Here is a 19,190-nt window from a genome sequence, read left to right as displayed (position 1 = left end):
AGATATATTATCTGTTCTAGTTTGTTTGAGTTATTGAAATACGACGCTCGCCTGTAATACGCTCAATAGTGCCATAATAATTAGAAATCATAGCATAACCACCTGCAATATTATAAACATCATAGCCATGATGTTGTAACATTAGAGTTACATTATATGATCTTTGACCTGACTGACAATGTACATATACCGGCTTAGTTTTATCAAGCTCTGACAATCTATTTCTAATCTCAGACATTGGTATATTTTTAGCACCTGCTAACATACCCTTAGATATCTCACCAAATTCTCTAACATCAATAATTTGAGCATTCTCAGCTAAAAGCTTTTCAACATCAGTAAATAAAACCTGTTTAAAATCTCCATTTAAAAGATTATTAGCAACATAACCAGTATGGTTAACTACATCTTTACCTGTTGAATATGGAGGAGCATAACATAACTCAAGATCTTGAAGATCTTCTACTGTCATACCCGCTTTGATAGCTGTTGCAAACACATCCGCCCTCTTATCAACTATACCTTTACCAATTGTCTGAGCACCTAGAAGTTTACCTGTGTTACTCTCAAACAATATTTTTGTAAATACATTTTGAGCATTAGGCATGATACTTACTCTATCAAATGGTGCTGTATATGCTACCTGATAATCGATATCTAAATTATGAAACTTAATCCAAGCTTCGTTTAAGCCTGTTGCTGCGCCAGTATAGTCAAATATCTGAATGATTGATGAAGCAATATAACCTTTGTTTACAATTTTTCTACCATTTATATGATCTGCAATTAAGCGACCTTGCTTATTAGCTGGTCCTGCTAACGGCAAATTAAAATCTTGACCTGTAAGAGCATTTTTAACCAATATAGCATCACCTGCTGCATAAATATCTTTATCTGATGTTTGATAATTCTCATTAACAAGTATATGGCCACTTTTAGCTAGCTCAATACCTACATTTTTTAGAAATGCAGTATCTGGTGCCACACCAATAGCTAAAACCACTAAATCTGACTTAACTTCTTTACCTGATTCAAGCAGAACCTTATCAGATTCAAAACCAACTACTTTCTCAGATAGCATCAAGTTTATATCATGATCTAATAACTCTTTTTCTAGATACTTAACCATTTCATAATCAAACGGACGCATAATTTGGTTAGCCATCTCAACTATAGTTACATTAAAGCCTCTTTCTTTAAGATTTTCTGCAACCTCAATACCAATGAAGCCTGCTCCTATAACTGTCACGTCTTTGACAGATTTTTCACTATCAAAAACAGCTTTATGGATTTTTTTGACATCGACAACATTTCTTAATATGAAGTGATTGATTGTCTCAAGACCCTTAAAAGGAGGAACTATCGGCTTAGCACCTACAGCTAACACTAGCTTATCATAGCTTTCAGTATACTCTTCTCCAGTTATGTGGTTTATAACAGTTACAGTTTTGTTTGATTTATCAACACTAACAACTTCCGAATTTGTACGAGCCTCAATATTATATCTTGTATCAAACTTTTCAGGCGTCATTAAGATTAATTTTTCAGCTGGTTCGATATGCCCACCTAAATGATAAGGTAGACCACAGTTAGAAAATGATACGTGTGGTCCTTTTTCAAACATTACTATCTCTGCTTTATCATCAAGCCTTCTTAGTCTTGCAGCTGCTGATGCACCTGCAGCAACACCACCAATTATGAGATATTTTTTAGCCATTACTGAGCTCCTCTAGAAATATTATATAAAGTGTTATTTTCTTTTATTATATGGTAAAAATTCTAACATAACTGCTAAACCACATGTGCCTGTTAACCCAGCAAATAAAAGTCCTGCACCAAAGAATCCACTCAAAATTGCGAAGTATTGTGATACTGTAAACGAAAGTACTACACCTAACAGAACCATAAAACCAACTATTATTTGTACTTGACGCATTATTGGTAGAGGTTCTTTAACATTTTTTTTTGTGGGTTGTTTGTGTTGTTTCCAAGCATTCAAGCCACCTTCTAACAAATATACTGCTTTTGCATTTAGATCTTTTACTTTAGTTGCTGCCTGATTAGTTCTGTTACCAGACTGACAGTGAAGTACTACAATCTCATCAGGTTTAATATCTGCATCATATATTTCATCAACTGTTATATTTTCAGCACAATCAATACACTCTCTGTTATGTTCACCTGTTGTTCTGATATCTATTAATTTTACTTTTTCTTTTTTTTGTAATTCCAAAAAGTCTTTAACTGAAATATTTTTTACTTTACTCATATTTGCTCTCCTTTATATTATTAAGCTACTTCTAATTTAGTTATTACTAATATTTTATTCAAATTTTTTAATTGTTATCATCACCACAATATATGCCATATAACGCTTCTAATATTTTAGTTACTGCAGGGTCATTTAAACTATAAAAAACTGTTTGTGATTCTTTCCTAGTTTTAACAAGTCCCTCCTTCCTCAAAACAGACAAATGCTGAGAAAATGCCGACTGGCTAAGATCAGAAAACTCTGCTAACTGCCCAACACTCATTTCATGTCTTAGTAATAAACAAAGTATCAAAAGTCTAGATTCATGAGATATTGCTCTTAATAAAGACGAAGCTTTGCTTGCATTATCTTTCATTTGTATCAAATCCATAGTTATGATCAATGTTTGTTAATTTCTAACTACAAATATTAGCAAATTCTAATTTAGTAATCAATAATATAATTCAGCATATAGAAAATAATTAGCTTGATTTTTTCTTGGTAAAGAAAATACTACTTACGAAACTAATTACTATTATCAATACGATAATAAGTAAACCACTATTAAACTTATGCCATTCATTATGAATACTAGTATCATATAGCCATCTTGAATAAGGCGAAGATTGGTTAAAATAGTGCACAACTCTTGTTTCACCAATGATATATCCCGTCAATGGTTGTATAATCATTCCATTAAATAGATAAGCAAATGTTAGCACTAATGAATTAGCTAATGGTCTTATTGAAAACTCTTTGAACAGTAGCTGAATTTCTTGGAATGCTAGCATAGCTCCTCCACACCCAACACCATATAGAAAATTAAACAAGAAAGCCATTTCAAATCCAAAACTTCTATTTGGCCATCTTATATACATAATTAAAAAAAGAAAAATGAGTGTAATCAAACTAAAACATATAGCTGTAAGTCTATTATTTTGGTATCTTGATACCAAAAATCCAGCAATAATTCCTCCTGTTGCAACTCCTATTGGTACCAAACCATTCATCATGATAGCTGTATCATGAGGTACACCAAACACCTTCATTTCATAGGTGACATTATATAGATCTGCAAATGTCAAAATTGATCCAAACAAACCTGTAAAGTAAAATGATGCTAACCAAAAATTTCGTTTTGAAAGAATACTCCATATTCTAGATATTACTGGTTGTTGTAGATCACTGTCACTCGTAGTTCTTGTCTTATGAGGTAACAAGATACTAAGACCAATAGTACAGATAATAAACATTACTGCAAGAATATCAAAAACATAAGTATATGAATATTGACTCAAAGCCTTACCTGCAAATAGTGCCAACATACCTGCAAAAATATTAGCAATACTCTGACTCAAGGATGAAAAAAATGCAAATTGATGATCTGAAAAATTAGTCTGCACAACATAAAGCACTCCTACAAATGTACACCCCAAACCCAAACCAAGCATTATCCTTGCAACTACCAGTAGCTCAAATACGGTAGTGTGTGCAAACAAAAATGCGCCCAAAGCAGATACAAATGCTGAACTACTAAGCAATAATTTAGGTGATAACTTATTTATTAATACCCCAGCACACACTTGAGAAAGAGCAAATACTACAAAAAAAACTCCTGATAATATTGACAGATTAGTATCTGTCAAATGATTATCCAATCTTATTGATAACGCATAAGTCCCAAATAATACAGCTGAAAAAACACTCATTGTAAAAAACAACTCTGTAATAGCCCAACGCGTATAATTTATAGCTCTCATAGATATTCTCCTTAGGTACAAACCTACAAACCAATAATTAAAAATATGCCATCTACAAATAAGATACTACACTATTTATAATTATTGATTTAACGTTTTGTAATGTGAATTAGTTAATAATCGTAATTAATGAACTTTGCTTCCATATATATATGTAGCATCAATTAAACGATCATCTCCTAAAGAAATAACTGAGAATAAGTAGTCTTGAAGATTATATGCAGATTCAAGTCTATATTTAAGTAGAGAATTATTGTCAGTATTGATAACTATAAAATCAGCTTCTTTACCTTTTTCTAAGCTGCCAATTTTATCGCCTAAACCTAGCGCTTTTGCACTACCTAGAGTAGAAGAGAACAGGCGTACCAAAGTTTCAAGTTTATAGGAATTTAATAATGCAGCCTTATAAGCATCATCCATTACACGAAGCATACTTAGAGTATTACCTGCTGCCCAGTCAGTAGCTAATGTTAGCTTGATATCTTTTTCAATGGCCGTTTTGTAGTCAAAATGACCGCTGCCAAGGAAGTTATTACTAGTTGGGCAACTTGCTATAACAACACCTTGATCTTTCATTCTATTCCATTCACTATCTGACAAGTGGATACAGTGTCCTAAAATAGTTTTATCCGTAATTAATGAATAGTTCTCATAAACATTTAGATAATCAGTAGCATTTGGATACATCGCTAAAGTATCTTTGATTTCATTTAAATTTTCGCTTAAATGTGTTTGTACATAAACATCTTTATGCGATTGCATGAACTCTTTGCATAAGTTAAGAGTTTCATCATCACAGCTAAGAGCAAATCTTGGGGTAAGAGCGTAACTAGCACGTCCTCTATTATGCCACTTATTACAAAGCTTCTCAGAGATTTTCATACTGGTTTGAGCATCTGTAATTATTTCTTTATTACCTTGAGTCATAATAGTATTTCCAAGCACTACTCTCATATTATATTTTTGAGCTATTTCAAAAACTATATCTGTACCGTCATAAGCACTTGGAGCGTATCCACATATAGTTGTAGTTCCACTCTTAAATAATTCTTTGAAAAGTATATCAAACTCCTTATGAGCTAAAGAGCTACTGTTAAAACTAGCTTCACTTGGAAAAATATATCCATCTAACCACTCTAAAAGCTTCTCCCCATAGGCACCTACAGCTTTTGTTTGAGTTGTATGCATATGTGTATCGATAAGTCCTGGCATAATTAATTTACCAGAGTAGTCTATCAACTTATCATTATCACCTATGTTAATCTTATGAAAATCGTTAACCTCAGTTATCAAACCATCTTCTACAACAACTGCACCATCTCTTAGAAATGTATAGTCTTTTGAATCAGAAAATAAGTTGTCAACCTTATGACCTAATAGTGACTGAAGCGTTGCATTTTTGTTGAATGTAAAGATACTTGCACGATATATTGTTTTCATAATTATTATCCTCTCGTTGATTTATCGTTATTTAAACTAAATAAATCCATTCGGGTCAATGAGGATTATATAACCAGCAGATAAGCACCGGGCCTAATTGAATTATCTAACCAAATAGACAAACACTGTAATTATATTTATATGAAATTGAGAAGTCAATTATTTTAAAAAAATTTTAGATTTCTTATTAGCCATAAGTACTAATCTCACCTTTATCAACTACCTTTGAAATATTGTAACTATTATCAAATATAACCAAGTTCGCTATATATCCGGACTTTATCTTCCCTAATAAATTCCCTAAATTAATCGATTCTGCTGCATAAGTAGACGCCATTCTTAGTGCCTCATCAAGAGGTATAAAAGTATTCTCAACTGTATTTTTAACCGCACCCATCATTGTCAAAGCAGATCCACCCAAAGTCCCATCAGCTGTAGTTAGCTTACCATTTTTGTGATAGACAACCGCGCCCTCAAAGACAAATTCTTCCATATCTGTACCTGCCGGAGCTGCTGCATCTGTTACAAGAATTAATTTCTCTTTGAGTAACTTCTTAGCAACTTCTAATGATGAATAATCTAAGTGAAACCCATCAGCGATGATTCCAGCATATACATTTGATGAGTTTAGGACTGCACCTATAGCACCAGGATTTCTACCTTGATATCCACTCATAGCATTATACAAATGTGTTGCCATGGTTATACCTGATTCAATGCCATTAAATGCTTCTTCATAAGTTGCATTTGTATGACCTAAAGAAACAGTTATTCCAGCATTAGCTAGTTTCTTGATAGTAGATGAATCACAAACTTCTGGAGCCAGGGTCAGAATTTTCACACAATCAGCGTATTCTATTATTGTATCTATAATTTTAGAATCAGGTCCTCTAACATGATCAATATTATGAACCCCTTTTTTAGTTCTGCTAATATAGGGACCCTCAAGATGAAGACCTGGAATATTATATTGATATTTATCTTTATAATCCCTCACCAATTTCAATGCTTTTAAGATATTTTCATCAGAAGTTGTAATCAATGTTGGCAGCACTGTTGTTGCCCCATATTTCTTTGAAGACTCAAATATGCCTTTTAGACAATCCTCACTGACATCATCATTTAGAAGAAACCCTCCAAAACCATTTACTTGCAGGTCAATGAATCCTGGTGCAATATTCTCACCTTTTAAGTCTATAATTTCATAATCTGAATAATCCTTTATATTAGAATTATGGATTATATCTTGAATAGTTTGGCCATTCATAACAACAGAATGATTATTCAATATTTCTAGTCCACTATATATTTTACAATTTGTGAGGATTTTCATCTACTTCTCCCTATATCTAATAAAAAACATTTGCTCAATAGCAATAAAATAACTGAACCATTTTCTTATACAACCTCTAAAAGACTTTCCTAAACTCTTCGGCATAATAAACCTTCTGATCTTTTAACTGATCCAATTTATTCGATAAATCTAACACCATAAAAACATCTTCGGGCACATCATATTCACACTTTATTTTATATGTTGTAGTAGACTTAAAACCAAATTTTGGATAATAACTAGGGTGCCCTAAAACAAATATTGCATCAATACTATTTACTCTAGCTTCTTTTATCATCATCTCTATAAGCTTAGTACCTATCCCCTTATGTTGATATTCAGGTACGACAGACATTGGAGCCAATCCATATATTTTTAGATTAGTAGATTTTTCCGTTGTCATTTTTGAAAGAATTGCTTGACCTATTATATTGCCGTTATCAGTCTCAGCAACTAAAGATATTAGACTTTGATGGTCAGTATGTAAAAGTCTAACTAATCTCTCTTCATCTTTGGTATCAAATGCTTCAGATATTAGGTTATATATCTGTTCTTGATCCTTTAAAGTTTCATATCTTATTTTTACGTGCATACCCTAATCTCCAATAACTAGATCACGCGTTGAACGAATTTCTAAATTTAGAAATTTACCAGATTTTTTAAACTTACCAAATACTGCAAACTTTGCTCTCTTACCTTTATCAAAATCAAGATACTTAATCTGACTAGGTACCACAAATATTGAAAACCTAGAGTCTTGATCTGCCTTAAAAAACAATTTTTTACTTTCTCCAATATCAGATAATGTAATCCCCGCGATACCATAGATCAAGCAGTGTTTGTTGTTAAGTACATTAGTATCGATAGAGCCTAAATCAAGGATATTAATAGTTAAAATATCTTGTCTTGAATACTCTCTAATACGATTTTCCGTAAGTTGCTGCTTCTTTTGTGGCATCAGATTAAGCTCTTCTTCTTTGTTAAGCTTGCCATCATTCTCTAGTTTAGTAACAAGATTTATACATTTTTCTAAATTCTTATTTACTAAAAAATTCAACTTACTCATGTCTTTTTTTGAATCACTTAAAACTAATTCTTTAATTTTTTCATCTTGAATTGGCTTAGCAACCCTTGGACAGAGCTCATCATGTTTTTGGTCTGCCACAAAAGCAAAGTATGGTTCTTGATCAGCTTTACGTACTATTTTTAGTTTAGCTTTGCCACAATCTGGACAAAAAATATTATCAAAATGGAGTTTGCTGTTATACTCACTAGCTTTTATGAACCCTCTTTTATATCTAGCTGTTTTCACTTTTTATCCCTAAATCTTTTCAAAAAGAATATCTGATATTGGATGATCGAGGTTCTGACCTCGCTTTTCAAATTTTGTCAAAGGTCGCCATTTTGGTCGCGGTGCGAATCCATCATATAGATTTTTGTATTTATCATCATTTTCAAGAAGTTCTAAAACTTCCTCTGCGTATGGTAACCAATCACTAGCATAATGAAACACACCACCTATTTTGAGTTTTTTAGCAAATAAATCAACATTTGATTGATTCACTAATCTTCGTTTATTATGCTTTTTCTTATGCCATGGATCTGGAAAATATATCTGCATTCCTGACAAAGAATCATCAGATATCATATTTTCTAATATTTCTACAGCATCATGACTCATAACTAAAAGATTAGATATGTTTTGATGCTCAATTTCATAGAGAATATTACCAACTCCTGCTTTGTGAACTTCAATCCCTAAATAATTTTTTTTAGGATTTTCTAGAGCCATTTGCACCAATGATCCACCCATTCCAAAACCTATCTCTAATACTACATCATTAGAATTTTTAAAGATTTCAGAGAAGTCTAAACTTTTATTTTGATCATATTCAACCATATATTTAGATGCATAATCATCAAGGGCTTGTTGCTGCTTTTTTGTCACTCTGCCAGCTCTTTGGACATAACTTTTTATCTGGCGTAAATTTTCTTTAGAATTATCACTCATTTTTCTAGATTTATTGCAATTTTATTACTACTATTCTATCGCAAGTAAAACAAAAATAAGAGTATAACTGTGCTAATCTTTTTAACAATTCTAGCTTTACAAGTAAGTTGTCTTATATTACCTGGTCCTGACTTCTTTGTAACTATAAGCAACTCTATCAAATTTGGACATAGATCAGGAATATATACCGCATTTGGCGTTGCTAGTGGAATTCTTCTAAATACTTTTATAGTCTACTGGTTTGGTTCATTCCTCCTTTATAAACAGCCATTACTGTTCAAAGCATTAATACTTCTAGGTGTCATTTATCTTGCGTACATAGCATATAACTTATACAAGAATATTTTTACAAAACAACAATTAAACCCTAATGCAAATGAGCATATAAAAAACCTTGATAATTTTGATAAGCCTACTAACATTAAACTTTTCTTGAACGGTGCTTTTACAAATCTTGCTAATGCTAAGGTACTGGTTTTCTTTAGCTCGATGCTTAGTTTAGTTGCTCAACTTCCAAGCTTTGGCAAAATTGCTGTCTGGATTGCTATAGCTCTAAGTACATTTATTTGGTTCGCAATTGTTGCTACTTTCTTTGGTAATAATAAACTTAGGCAAGTGTTCTTTAGAAACATCAAAAAAATTGAATTTGTGTCTGCTATTTTTATAACTATTTTTGTAGTAATTATATTAATTGAGCTTTTTTAGAATAGAACTTTACTCCAACCTAACTTTTCTCTTAGAGTATCATAATAATTATAATCTTTAGTATGCAAGACAGTGACTTTTTTCTGTGCTTTTTGAATAGTTACTTTCTGATGTGATCTTAAAATAGTATCATGTCTACCATCAATGCTTAAAACAGGTTCTGGGTCATTGTAATCTGTTATGTAAATATCTATAACACTTGTATCTGATATAACCAAAGGTCTACTATTTAATGAATGAGAGCATACTGGCACCAAAACCACACTACTTTGATTAGGATTCAAAATAGGTCCACCGGCTGACATTGCATGTGCTGTTGAGCCTGTTGGTGTAGCAACAATAAGTCCATCACCTCTTTGATCAAAAGCATATCGACCATCTATATATACCTTCAAACCAAACATCAACCCCCTACTAGAAGTTATAGCAATTTCATTTAATGCGATAGACGCCTCTAGAGGTGCACGTAAATTATCATCAACACGACATTTCAGCATACTCATTTTAGTAACTGAACTGTCCCCTTTTAATATAGCATCAAGGTCTCTTCTTAAGGCATTATTATCTGCAGCAAGAGTTGTTAAAAAGCCAAGCTTACCCTTATTTACACCAATAACAGGAATATTGCTATATAATGCTAAAACCCTAGATGCTTTAAGAAAATTACCATCTCCACCAACAACGATAGCAACATCACATACCAAAGCTATCTCTTTTAAGCTTGCGGTTGTAATATTTTCCAAAGTCGTATCAGATGCAGTTTCATCCTCTACCACCACATCTAGATTTTGTTGCTGTAAATAAGCATATAGGATCTCTACTGTTTGACTTACTTCTTCTTTATAATGCTTACCGATAATAGCAACTCTACTATATTTATAGATCATACTCATATATTTAAACTGACATTAACTGTGATTATACCAAAATACCTACTAGCACCGAAAATCTTTAACCCAATATTTATAATACTAATAGGTTAACGTACAATAGCCATCAAATATAAGTTGCTCAAATCTGTTAATATATTTAAAATAAAGTATAAGATTAGTAAATTTCGATTGAACAGATGGACAAAGTGAATAAACTTACGAGTATAATTATACCTGTAAAAGATGAATCAGAAGGTATTGATCACCTTTTTAATAGATTAATGCCAATTTTAAATCAACTGCCGACTAATTATGAACTAGTATTTATAAATGATGGAAGTAATGATAACACCTTAGAGCTTCTTCTAGAAAAACAAAAAAGTATTCCAGAAATTGCTATAGTTGATTTATCTCGTAACTTTGGTAAAGAAGCTGCATTATTCGCCGGTTTTGCCAACTGTAAAGGTGATGCTGCTATTTCTATTGATGCAGATCTACAAGATCCACCCGAACTTATTCTAGAGATGGTTGAGCACTGGCTAAATGGCTATGAGGTTGTAACCGCCGTTAGAGAAAATCGTGACACAGACACTTCAACCAAGAAACACACTGCTGGACTTTTCTATACAGTCATGAACAAGATTAGTGAAACTAAACTTACTCCTAATGCTGGAGACTACAGGTTATTGAATAGAGCAGCAATTAATGCTTTTCTTGAGCTAAAGGAGAAAGTACGTTTTAACAAAGGTCTTCTTACATGGATAGGCTTCAAGGAAAAAATTGTCTACCATGCTAGAGAAGAAAGAGTTGCTGGACAGACTAAATGGAACTACTGGAAACTATTTAAATTCTCTATAGATGGTATTACAAGCTTCAGCCGTGCACCATTAGAAATATGGTCTTATATTGGTGTTTTTGTTGCTTTTATGAGCTTTTTGTACGGCTCATTCTTTATATTAAAATCTCTTATTTTTGGCATAGATGTTCCCGGCTACCCATCTCTAATAACTTTTATACTATTCTTTAGTGGATTACAGATGATTGGTATAGGAATGTTAGGAAGTTATATTGGCAGAATATTTATAGAAACAAAACATCGTCCGTTATATATAGTGCGTGAAGTCCACAGATCTGAAAAATAATTCTCTTTTAAGCTTTTAATCTAATACCTTTATCTAACAAATACCAACAAGCATAATACAAAATAAATGTAAAAATCACTATTGCTCCAAATGCATAATATGGATTAACTGTAGAAACTCCCAAAAATCCAAATCTCACAAAATCAACTATATAAAATAATGGGTTACATGATGAGATGAAGTGCCAAAATCCTGTAAGATTGTTTATGTTATAGAATACTCCTCCTAGATATATTAGTGGAGTCAGAATAAATGTAGGGAATATCGTAGTATCATCAAACTTTTGTGAAAATATTGCATTTATCAGTCCACCAAGTGAAAATAATGCTCCACAAAAAACAAACCCAGCCAAGACAAGAGGTAAATTATGTATAGCACTGAAACCACCTAACAAGAATGCTGCAATACTAACAAATATACCAACCAAAAAGCCTCTAAAGATTCCACCAGAGATATATCCAAGCACAATCACATGATTACTAACAGGTGATACTAATAGTTCTTCTATAGCTTTACTAAAGCGAATTCCAAAAAAAGAACTTACTACATTACCGTAAGAGTTCTGAATCACTGCCATTATTATCAAGCCAGGTGTAATATACTGCATATAAGTAATACCGTCATCCATCATACCTATACGTGAGCCTACAACCTTACCAAATATCAAAAAATATAAAATTATCGTTATAACTGACGGTAGTAATGTTTGTGGCCAAATTCTAAAAACTCTTTTACACTCACGATCCAAAATTGTGATATATGTTATCCAAAAATCTCTTAAACTCATAAATTCACCTACTTATTTCTTGCTACTTCTATAAATAGCTTCTCTAATTTTGCTTCTTTTGATCGCACATCTAAAACATCTAAACTATATTTGCTCGTTAATTCTGCAAATATATTATTAAGTACAACCCCCTTAGTAACTTCAACTTCAATTGTATAATCATCTATTCGCTTGACTTCACCAAGATCTAGTTTCAAATCATGCTGACACTTTTCTTTAAGATCAAAAATATAAGTATGCTTATCGGCTGACTTTAAAAAAGTCTTCATATCAGTATTGACACATAATTTACCTTTATGAATTAGTGCTATATGTTTACACATTGACTCAGCTTCTTCTAAATAATGTGTTGTAAGAATAATTGTCAAACCTTCTTTGTGAAACTCTGAAATCATCTCCCACAGCGAATTTCTAAGCTCGACATCAACACCAGCCGTTGGCTCATCAAGTATAAGAAGCTTAGGTTTATGTATAAGAGCTCGAACAACCATTAATCTTCTTTTCATACCTCCAGATAGAAATCTAACCTGAGTATTTCTTTTATCATAAAGGTCTACTTTTTTTAGTAACTCTTCTGCATAAGGGATCGCTTCTTTTTTAGAGATGCCAAAAAAGCCTGCTTGGGTAACAAGGATATCCATTGGCTTCTCAAAGATATTTAGATTAATCTCTTGAGCCATTACACCTAGATGCTTTCTCGCTTGGATATAATCTTTATCGATATCATATCCAAAAATTTTTATTTGCCCTGAAGTTTTGTTTACAAGTGATGATATCATTCCTAGAGTTGTTGATTTACCGGCTCCATTAGGTCCTAAAAGAGCAAAAAAATCTCCTTTTTTCACCTCAAAACTAATATCATCAACCGCCTTTAAGCCACCCTTATAAACTTTGGTAAGATTTTTTATTTCTAACGCGTTTTGATTGTCCATAATAATTAATTATTTAGAAAAATATCTGCATATTATAGCACTTCAGAATTTTTTTTTGGAAACTTATAAGACAAACTCTAGAAATAAAAAATTATAATTTTCTCAGCTTAATAATAGCGTTTTCATCCGCATAATCAGGTCTACTGCCATCTAAACCTTGAGCTAAAAGGTAATAATCGTTAACTGGCGTACTGGTACAGTTACCATCCATATCGCACTTAGAACTCTCATTTGTCTCATCAATTATTAAAGATGTAGATGCCGAAGCATACCAAGGATTATTCATCTTAATCACTGCCACTTCTCTATCTTCATTTACTGAAATCACAGGGAAAGTAGCTTGACCCAAACCATCACATGATACTACTACTTTTTGCTTACTAGAGATACTTAGAACCTTACAGTTTGGATCTATTGACGAAGCATTACCAAAGTATAATTCATCAGCAAGACCATCACTGACTTGCACTTCGAAATTTGCAGCCGCACATCCTAGAAATGGTACAAATAATATACTAGCTACAGCCACTTTCTTTAGAATATTTTTTCTCATTAATAACTCCTTTATATTTTATATTAAATTTAAACACTTAAACAATTAAGCATATCAATCATATATTATAATTTAATATTAATCATTTAATAGGTGTTTTTTTGAAGTTCCTGAAATAAATAATAGAGATATTACAAACCATTAATGTGAAAAATTCTAAAATAGCATCATCAATATACTAAAACCAACAACTACTATAAATATTGGTCGCACTAATTTTGAACCTTTAAGTATAACCATTCTCGAACCAACAATCCCACCAAAGAAACTACCAACAGCCATTAACAATCCAAATGCTATATTTACCTGACCAGATAAAGCAAATACAGCTAAAGAAAATAGATTACTTTTTAGATTAAGAACTTTCGCGTATCCTGATGCCTGTAAAAATGTATAACCAAGAAAATAAACTATAGCAATAATCCAAAAATTACCTGTTCCGGGACCAAAAAAGCCATCATAAGCACCCAGTATAAAACCAAATATTGTAAAAAAAGTCACCTCTGACATTCTTTTTTTACCTTGATTAACACCTAAGTTTTTATTCAAAATACTAAAGATAAAAACAACTATCAAAAGAATCGGAACCAAAGTATTCATAAAATCATTATGAATAACCAAGGTTAATATAGTGCCCAAACAAGCACCAATAAATCCTGCAATAAGTCCTCTTAGAACTGTTTTGATGTTAATCAAACCACTTTTATAATATTTCAACACCGCCATGGCTGTACCAATACTAGCTTGAAACTTATTTGTACCTAGTACTGTTACAATTGGCAAACCTGTCATACTTAGAGCTGGTATACTTATCAACCCCCCACCTCCAGCTATAGCATCAATGAAACTTGCCAAAAAACCCATAGATACAACAAATAGACATAAAATATAAAAATGCTCGGAAAAAAATTCAACCATTTACAAACTATAATCATATAAGATAGACTAACTCAATATTACAATATATTTGGTTGCAATACTGCTAAATAAATACAAATTAGACCAACTTACTCTCACAATACTTCTAAGGGATTAATATCTATGTTTGATACAGATAACAGAAGCAAAAGAATACTCTTCATGTCACACTGCTTATTAAATCAAAATGTAAAATTAGATCATCTCGCATCTAGACCTGGCGCACTTCCTTTAGTAATGGGAGAAATAATAAATTCTGGAGTTGGGATTGTACAGATGCCTTGTCCAGAGTTATTAGGACTAGGGATTGATAGACAGTGTGTTAAAGATACTACTGCTGATGATATTAAGAGTGAAAAGACAAGAGTTTCAAAACTTATGACAAATCAAAAGCAACTTTGTATAGATTTAGCTAAACACGTCATACTCCAGTTAAAACAGTATAAAGCGTATAATTTTGAAATTGTTGGGATTCTTGGTGTAAATATGTCTCCAACATGTGGTGTTGAAACTACTTGGGCTGACGACCAAGAAGTAGCCGGTAATGGTATTTTTATCAAAACATTAAAAGAAGAATTAGCTAAGGAAAATATACAAATTAATTTCACTGGCATAATACCTCCTCAAATAGAGGATTCAGTAAAGCGAGTAAAATATTTTCTCAATAAATAAATTCATCCTACTATATCAATAAGTGTAACGCGAGCCAAACGGTCGGATTTTCTGTACATGTAACCCAATGCTTAGTATTTTTAGGGATAAATAAATGCTCTCCTTCATCCAAAATATAATCATTATTATCTAACCTAAGCTTTGCCATACCCTTAAGAACAACAACCCACTCATCATGACTCTGGATATACGGTTCATCTATAGGCGTAACCTGTCCATAAGATACAATCTTTTCTATATGAATACTATTATCTTTAAAGAGATCTATAAAAACCTCTTTTTCAGAGATTATGGGGTCAATATTATACAAATTAAGTTTATCACTATCTTTTTTCATCAAATTTTATATTTATGATCCTAAGTTTTTATATTTTTTATCGACTAAATAACCTTATTTATCAGTATCTTTTATGTATATATCAAGCTTAGGATACTCAATCCTTATATTATTATCTTTTAAAGCATCTAGTATCTTAAGCCTCAAATCACTCAATAAATATATCTTCACAGTTCTAAGACAATATGCTCTAACTGCTATCTCCATACTATACTCATCATAGCTGGTTAGTAAAAATTCAGGAGCTGGGGTTTTAAATATTCTTTTTTCTGATTCCACAACTTGTTTACAAACTTCTATAACTCTTTGGGGGGGTTGAGCATAAGAAATTCTTAAAGGTAAGACTAATCTAGATGTAGGATCTAATGTCTCATTAGAAACCACATTAGTTATCATGACATTATTAGGAACTATTAATGAATTATTATCAAAAGTCAAAACCTCTGTCGCTCTAATACTAATTTTTTTAACAACTCCGATCTCATTATTAACATTAACCCAGTCACCTATTTTTACAGGTCTTTCGATAAGCATAACTAAACCTGCAAAGAAATTTTTAACTAAATCTTGCATGGCAAAACCGAGACCCACTGACAAACCAGAAATAATAAATGTAATAGCTGTATTACTTATTCCTAAAGACTTAATAAACAAGAAAATTGCAATAACTACAAAAATGTATTTAATAATCGATAAAATTGCTTCACGAGTCCCCAGGTCCATGTTTGTATATGGAAATACTCTTTTATTAGCGACTAGAATAATAAACCTATAGATAAAAAATGCAACTATAATGACTAATATTGACTTCATTAGTGTAATAAGTGGAATTAATTGTAATCCTAAAATATCACCACCTTCATAAAAAAAAGTATTCCATATATCTTCTAATCTCTCAGACTGGATATTTAAACATAAAGGCAAAATAATCAAAAACATTACTATAGAGAGAATAAATATTAAATTTTTTATCCAATACCTTACTCCAGCTCGCTTAACCCCGCCGATAGCTGTCTCAGCAAGACTACGAATAACTACTACTCTAGTTTTATTACACATCAACATATCAACAATAATTACAGATACTTTATAAAAAACATAAATATATAATGATCCATATAAAATCTGATACATATCAAACCCTGCAGACATCCCAAAATTTGGATAACCTCCAAGAGTCATCATTAAGATACTAAACAACAATGTTCCCAACATGAAGTATTTAACTAAATGTACCACTCTTATATCTGACTTATTAGAAGTTGTAACCTTACCTAGTTTTATAAAAATACATACTATTGGTATCAACATTACCAACATAAAAAAGAAGACCAAAATTAATGCCTCCTCTCTAGAGAGTATTGACGTCAAGCTACCTCTTGTAAAGCTGACTAAGTTTGATCTGAATATGTACATAATCATACCAAAAGTAGAATAAGCAATTATAAACAAAGTCTTTAATAACTTAGATATGTAGATCTGTGCAAAATTTTCTAAAATAAATATCAAAAAAGCATAAATACCAACAACTTGGGATACTATGGTCATAACATAATAAGTATCCGATGAAATTATTTCTAAATACCTAAATAAATGCCCTATACCAAGAACAACCAACGGATACAACACTGCACTAAAAAGTAAGAAATAAATACCATTAAGCTTACGAGTTGCCTTAAATAGTTTCTTTTTTGTCTTCAATTTAGGGTTCTGAAACAAACACTTATCGAGAGAGAAAACTGTCTTTGAAAAAAAATACATTCCCAATAGAGTAAGGAAAAACACAATATCTTTAATTACTTGAGTAATATTATCCCAGAATGTATGAAATGCAAAATACCATGCTTGTGGCTCCCAAAGAACATTATTCTTTTCAAACCTAAATTGATTGCGCAAATATGTTCTTATACTTGATATATGTTTTAGGGCATTTTCTATGTTCAGATGTACCTCTTTCAAAAGTACTAGCTCGTTTAATATCAACGCCCTCTTTCGAGTATACTCTTTTAGCTTAACATTTAGGTATTTGTTATTTTCAACTCTCTCATTTATAAACTCCGAAAACTGCTCATTTTGATATTTGCCATCAATAAATCTCAGAATACTATCAACTCTTTCAAGTCGAGTATTTAGTTCAGCAATATGCTTACTTATAAAAGATCTGTCTTTAAGAAGCTTACTTCTTTGATACGATAGTGTTTGCTCATTGTTAGATTCTTTGGAGTTATAAATAGACTCTGCAAATAAATTAATCTGTGATATTTTTTGATTTAGCTGCCCATCTTTATTAAGTGTATTTGCCTGAAGATACCCTAAACTCAACAGTAAAATCAGAAAGCAACAAAAAAATCTATTCATAAAAAATAAAAAACTATAAGGTATTAATTCATAGTAACACAAAAGTGCGCCTTAAAAGAATTTACAAAACTAAAATTTAAAAATCTCACAGGTATTTTTGTAGGTTTGCTTAGCAACCACATCATAAGATATTTCTTTAAGATCCGCCAAAAACTGAGCCACATATTTAACATACTTTGGATAGTTTGGTTTACCGCGCAAAGGTACTGGGGTTAGATAAGGTGCATCCGTTTCAATCAATATTCTATCTAATGGCAACCTTTTGGCAGTTTCTTGAATATCCTTTGCATTTTTGAAGGTTAAGATACCAGAAAATGATATATACATACCCATATCAATAGCTTTTTTAGCCATATCATAATCTTCCGTAAAACAATGCAGTATACCTCCACATTTCTCTACGTTTTCGCTTTTTAGTATATCCAAGGTATCTTGTTTTGCAGATCTAGTATGTATTATGACTGGTTTATTTACTTCATTTGCTGCTTGCATGTGATTTACAAACTTTTCTAATTGAGCTTCTCTAGTGTCACTACCATTATAGTAGTAGTCTAAACCAGTCTCACCGATAGCAACACATTTATCATGTAGCGAGCGCGCTATTATATCATCCACAGTTGGCTGATATGTATCAAGCTCACTAGGATGAACTCCTACAGAATGGTAAATATTATTAAAATTTTCTGTAATTCTCTCTATATCAGCAATTTCATCCCATGCAACAGCTATTGAAACAATTTTTTCAACACCAGCACTTTTTGCATTATTAATAACCTGCTCGAGGCTTATGTTTTCTAGTTTCAAATAATTTAGATGACAATGCGAATCTACTATCATAAAACAGTTTTATAATTTATCAAATGATGTGAGGTATTATAACAATTTAAAGATAAAAGAGACATCTTACTTCTTATTTTCCAAGTTCTATCTTATTCCCATACCTAATCAAACACATCTGACAAGCTATATTTGTTTTATGATCAAGACCAATCACAAGAGACTTTTAAATTGTAAGTTTATAGATATAAGACTACAATTAAATAGTAATTTAACAGTTAATTAAAAGAGATTTTTAAATTTGGATTACACATTTTAACTTTTAAAACTATTATCATATCA

The 19,190-nt window shown here is 31.7% G+C and carries 20 protein-coding genes; 3 read left to right on the top strand and 17 right to left on the bottom strand.

Features of this window, described 5'->3' with window-relative positions; translation table 11 throughout:
- Nucleotides 1-16 precede the first annotated feature (16 nt).
- The 9 genes from F7308_RS04620 to trmB form a co-directional block, all read right to left on the bottom strand.
- Nucleotides 17-1,717, bottom strand: a complete 1,701-nt coding sequence (locus F7308_RS04620; RefSeq protein ID WP_013922694.1) for an FAD-dependent oxidoreductase — start codon at nucleotides 1,715-1,717, stop codon at nucleotides 17-19.
- A gap of 33 nt (nucleotides 1,718-1,750) precedes the next feature.
- Complete coding sequence (locus tag F7308_RS04615) at nucleotides 1,751-2,269, bottom strand: rhodanese-like domain-containing protein (RefSeq protein ID WP_013922693.1); 519 nt, start codon at nucleotides 2,267-2,269, stop codon at nucleotides 1,751-1,753.
- A gap of 67 nt (nucleotides 2,270-2,336) precedes the next feature.
- On the bottom strand, nucleotides 2,337-2,642 hold the full coding sequence (locus tag F7308_RS04610) for an ArsR/SmtB family transcription factor (RefSeq protein WP_041263685.1): 306 nt from the start codon (nucleotides 2,640-2,642) through the stop codon (nucleotides 2,337-2,339).
- Between the two features lie 91 nt (nucleotides 2,643-2,733).
- Nucleotides 2,734-4,011 (bottom strand): MFS transporter, encoded by a 1,278-nt coding sequence (locus F7308_RS04605; RefSeq protein ID WP_013922691.1) that lies wholly within the window; start codon nucleotides 4,009-4,011, stop codon nucleotides 2,734-2,736.
- Between the two features lie 126 nt (nucleotides 4,012-4,137).
- Nucleotides 4,138-5,451: a guanine deaminase gene (gene guaD, locus F7308_RS04600; RefSeq protein ID WP_013922690.1), complete on the bottom strand. Its 1,314-nt coding sequence runs from the start codon at nucleotides 5,449-5,451 to the stop codon at nucleotides 4,138-4,140.
- 187 nt (nucleotides 5,452-5,638) lie between these two features.
- Complete coding sequence (gene nagA, locus F7308_RS04595; RefSeq protein ID WP_013922689.1) at nucleotides 5,639-6,784, bottom strand: N-acetylglucosamine-6-phosphate deacetylase; 1,146 nt, start codon at nucleotides 6,782-6,784, stop codon at nucleotides 5,639-5,641.
- Nucleotides 6,785-6,860: 76 nt separating this feature from the next.
- On the bottom strand, nucleotides 6,861-7,376 hold the full coding sequence (locus F7308_RS04590; RefSeq protein WP_013922688.1) for a GNAT family N-acetyltransferase: 516 nt from the start codon (nucleotides 7,374-7,376) through the stop codon (nucleotides 6,861-6,863).
- Nucleotides 7,377-7,379: 3 nt separating this feature from the next.
- Complete coding sequence (locus tag F7308_RS04585; RefSeq protein WP_013922687.1) at nucleotides 7,380-8,096, bottom strand: hypothetical protein; 717 nt, start codon at nucleotides 8,094-8,096, stop codon at nucleotides 7,380-7,382.
- A gap of 9 nt (nucleotides 8,097-8,105) precedes the next feature.
- On the bottom strand, nucleotides 8,106-8,795 hold the full coding sequence (gene trmB / locus F7308_RS04580) for a tRNA (guanosine(46)-N7)-methyltransferase TrmB (protein WP_013922686.1): 690 nt from the start codon (nucleotides 8,793-8,795) through the stop codon (nucleotides 8,106-8,108).
- Between the two features lie 69 nt (nucleotides 8,796-8,864).
- Between trmB and F7308_RS04575 the strand changes: the two genes are divergently transcribed.
- Nucleotides 8,865-9,500, top strand: a complete 636-nt coding sequence (locus F7308_RS04575) for a LysE family translocator (RefSeq protein WP_013922685.1) — start codon at nucleotides 8,865-8,867, stop codon at nucleotides 9,498-9,500.
- Here F7308_RS04575 and F7308_RS04570 read toward each other — a convergent pair.
- Entirely contained in the window at nucleotides 9,497-10,387 is an 891-nt protein-coding gene (locus F7308_RS04570) for an NAD(+)/NADH kinase (RefSeq protein ID WP_041263912.1), read from the bottom strand. The two genes, F7308_RS04575 and F7308_RS04570, sit on opposite strands and share 4 nt — an antisense overlap.
- Before the next feature lie 182 nt (nucleotides 10,388-10,569).
- Here F7308_RS04570 and F7308_RS04565 point away from each other — a divergent pair, with 182 nt between their 5' ends.
- Nucleotides 10,570-11,514 carry a glycosyltransferase family 2 protein gene (locus F7308_RS04565; RefSeq protein ID WP_013922683.1) on the top strand — a complete coding sequence of 315 codons (945 nt, stop codon included), beginning with the start codon at nucleotides 10,570-10,572 and terminating at the stop codon, nucleotides 11,512-11,514.
- Nucleotides 11,515-11,521: 7 nt separating this feature from the next.
- On the opposite strand, the gene F7308_RS04560 is transcribed toward F7308_RS04565, so the two are convergent.
- The 4 genes from F7308_RS04560 to F7308_RS04545 form a co-directional block, all read right to left on the bottom strand.
- Complete coding sequence (locus F7308_RS04560; RefSeq protein WP_013922682.1) at nucleotides 11,522-12,301, bottom strand: ABC transporter permease; 780 nt, start codon at nucleotides 12,299-12,301, stop codon at nucleotides 11,522-11,524.
- Between the two features lie 8 nt (nucleotides 12,302-12,309).
- Nucleotides 12,310-13,233 carry an ABC transporter ATP-binding protein gene (locus F7308_RS04555; protein WP_013922681.1) on the bottom strand — a complete coding sequence of 308 codons (924 nt, stop codon included), beginning with the start codon at nucleotides 13,231-13,233 and terminating at the stop codon, nucleotides 12,310-12,312.
- Nucleotides 13,234-13,324: 91 nt separating this feature from the next.
- Nucleotides 13,325-13,786 (bottom strand): hypothetical protein, encoded by a 462-nt coding sequence (locus F7308_RS04550; protein WP_013922680.1) that lies wholly within the window; start codon nucleotides 13,784-13,786, stop codon nucleotides 13,325-13,327.
- Nucleotides 13,787-13,942: 156 nt separating this feature from the next.
- Complete coding sequence (locus F7308_RS04545) at nucleotides 13,943-14,704, bottom strand: TSUP family transporter (RefSeq protein WP_041263683.1); 762 nt, start codon at nucleotides 14,702-14,704, stop codon at nucleotides 13,943-13,945.
- Nucleotides 14,705-14,827: 123 nt separating this feature from the next.
- Here F7308_RS04545 and F7308_RS04540 point away from each other — a divergent pair, with 123 nt between their 5' ends.
- Nucleotides 14,828-15,376, top strand: coding sequence for a CD3072 family TudS-related putative desulfidase (locus F7308_RS04540; RefSeq protein ID WP_013922678.1), 549 nt, complete (start codon nucleotides 14,828-14,830; stop codon nucleotides 15,374-15,376).
- A gap of 10 nt (nucleotides 15,377-15,386) precedes the next feature.
- On the opposite strand, the gene F7308_RS04535 is transcribed toward F7308_RS04540, so the two are convergent.
- From F7308_RS04535 to F7308_RS04525, 3 genes are all read right to left on the bottom strand, one after another.
- Nucleotides 15,387-15,713, bottom strand: a complete 327-nt coding sequence (locus F7308_RS04535) for a cupin domain-containing protein (protein ID WP_013922677.1) — start codon at nucleotides 15,711-15,713, stop codon at nucleotides 15,387-15,389.
- Nucleotides 15,714-15,767: 54 nt separating this feature from the next.
- A complete protein-coding gene (locus tag F7308_RS04530) occupies nucleotides 15,768-18,071 on the bottom strand; it encodes a mechanosensitive ion channel family protein (RefSeq protein WP_041263679.1) in 2,304 nt (767 codons plus the stop codon).
- A gap of 69 nt (nucleotides 18,072-18,140) precedes the next feature.
- On the bottom strand, nucleotides 18,141-18,908 hold the full coding sequence (locus tag F7308_RS04525) for a TatD family hydrolase (protein WP_013922675.1): 768 nt from the start codon (nucleotides 18,906-18,908) through the stop codon (nucleotides 18,141-18,143).
- Nucleotides 18,909-19,190 lie beyond the last annotated feature (282 nt).

The sequence above is a fragment of the Francisella salina genome, assembly GCF_000219045.1.
Taxonomy (GTDB): Bacteria; Pseudomonadota; Gammaproteobacteria; order Francisellales; family Francisellaceae; genus Francisella; species Francisella salimarina.
Note: the sequence above shows the minus strand (reverse complement) of the source record. Positions and strands in the feature narration are given on the sequence as shown.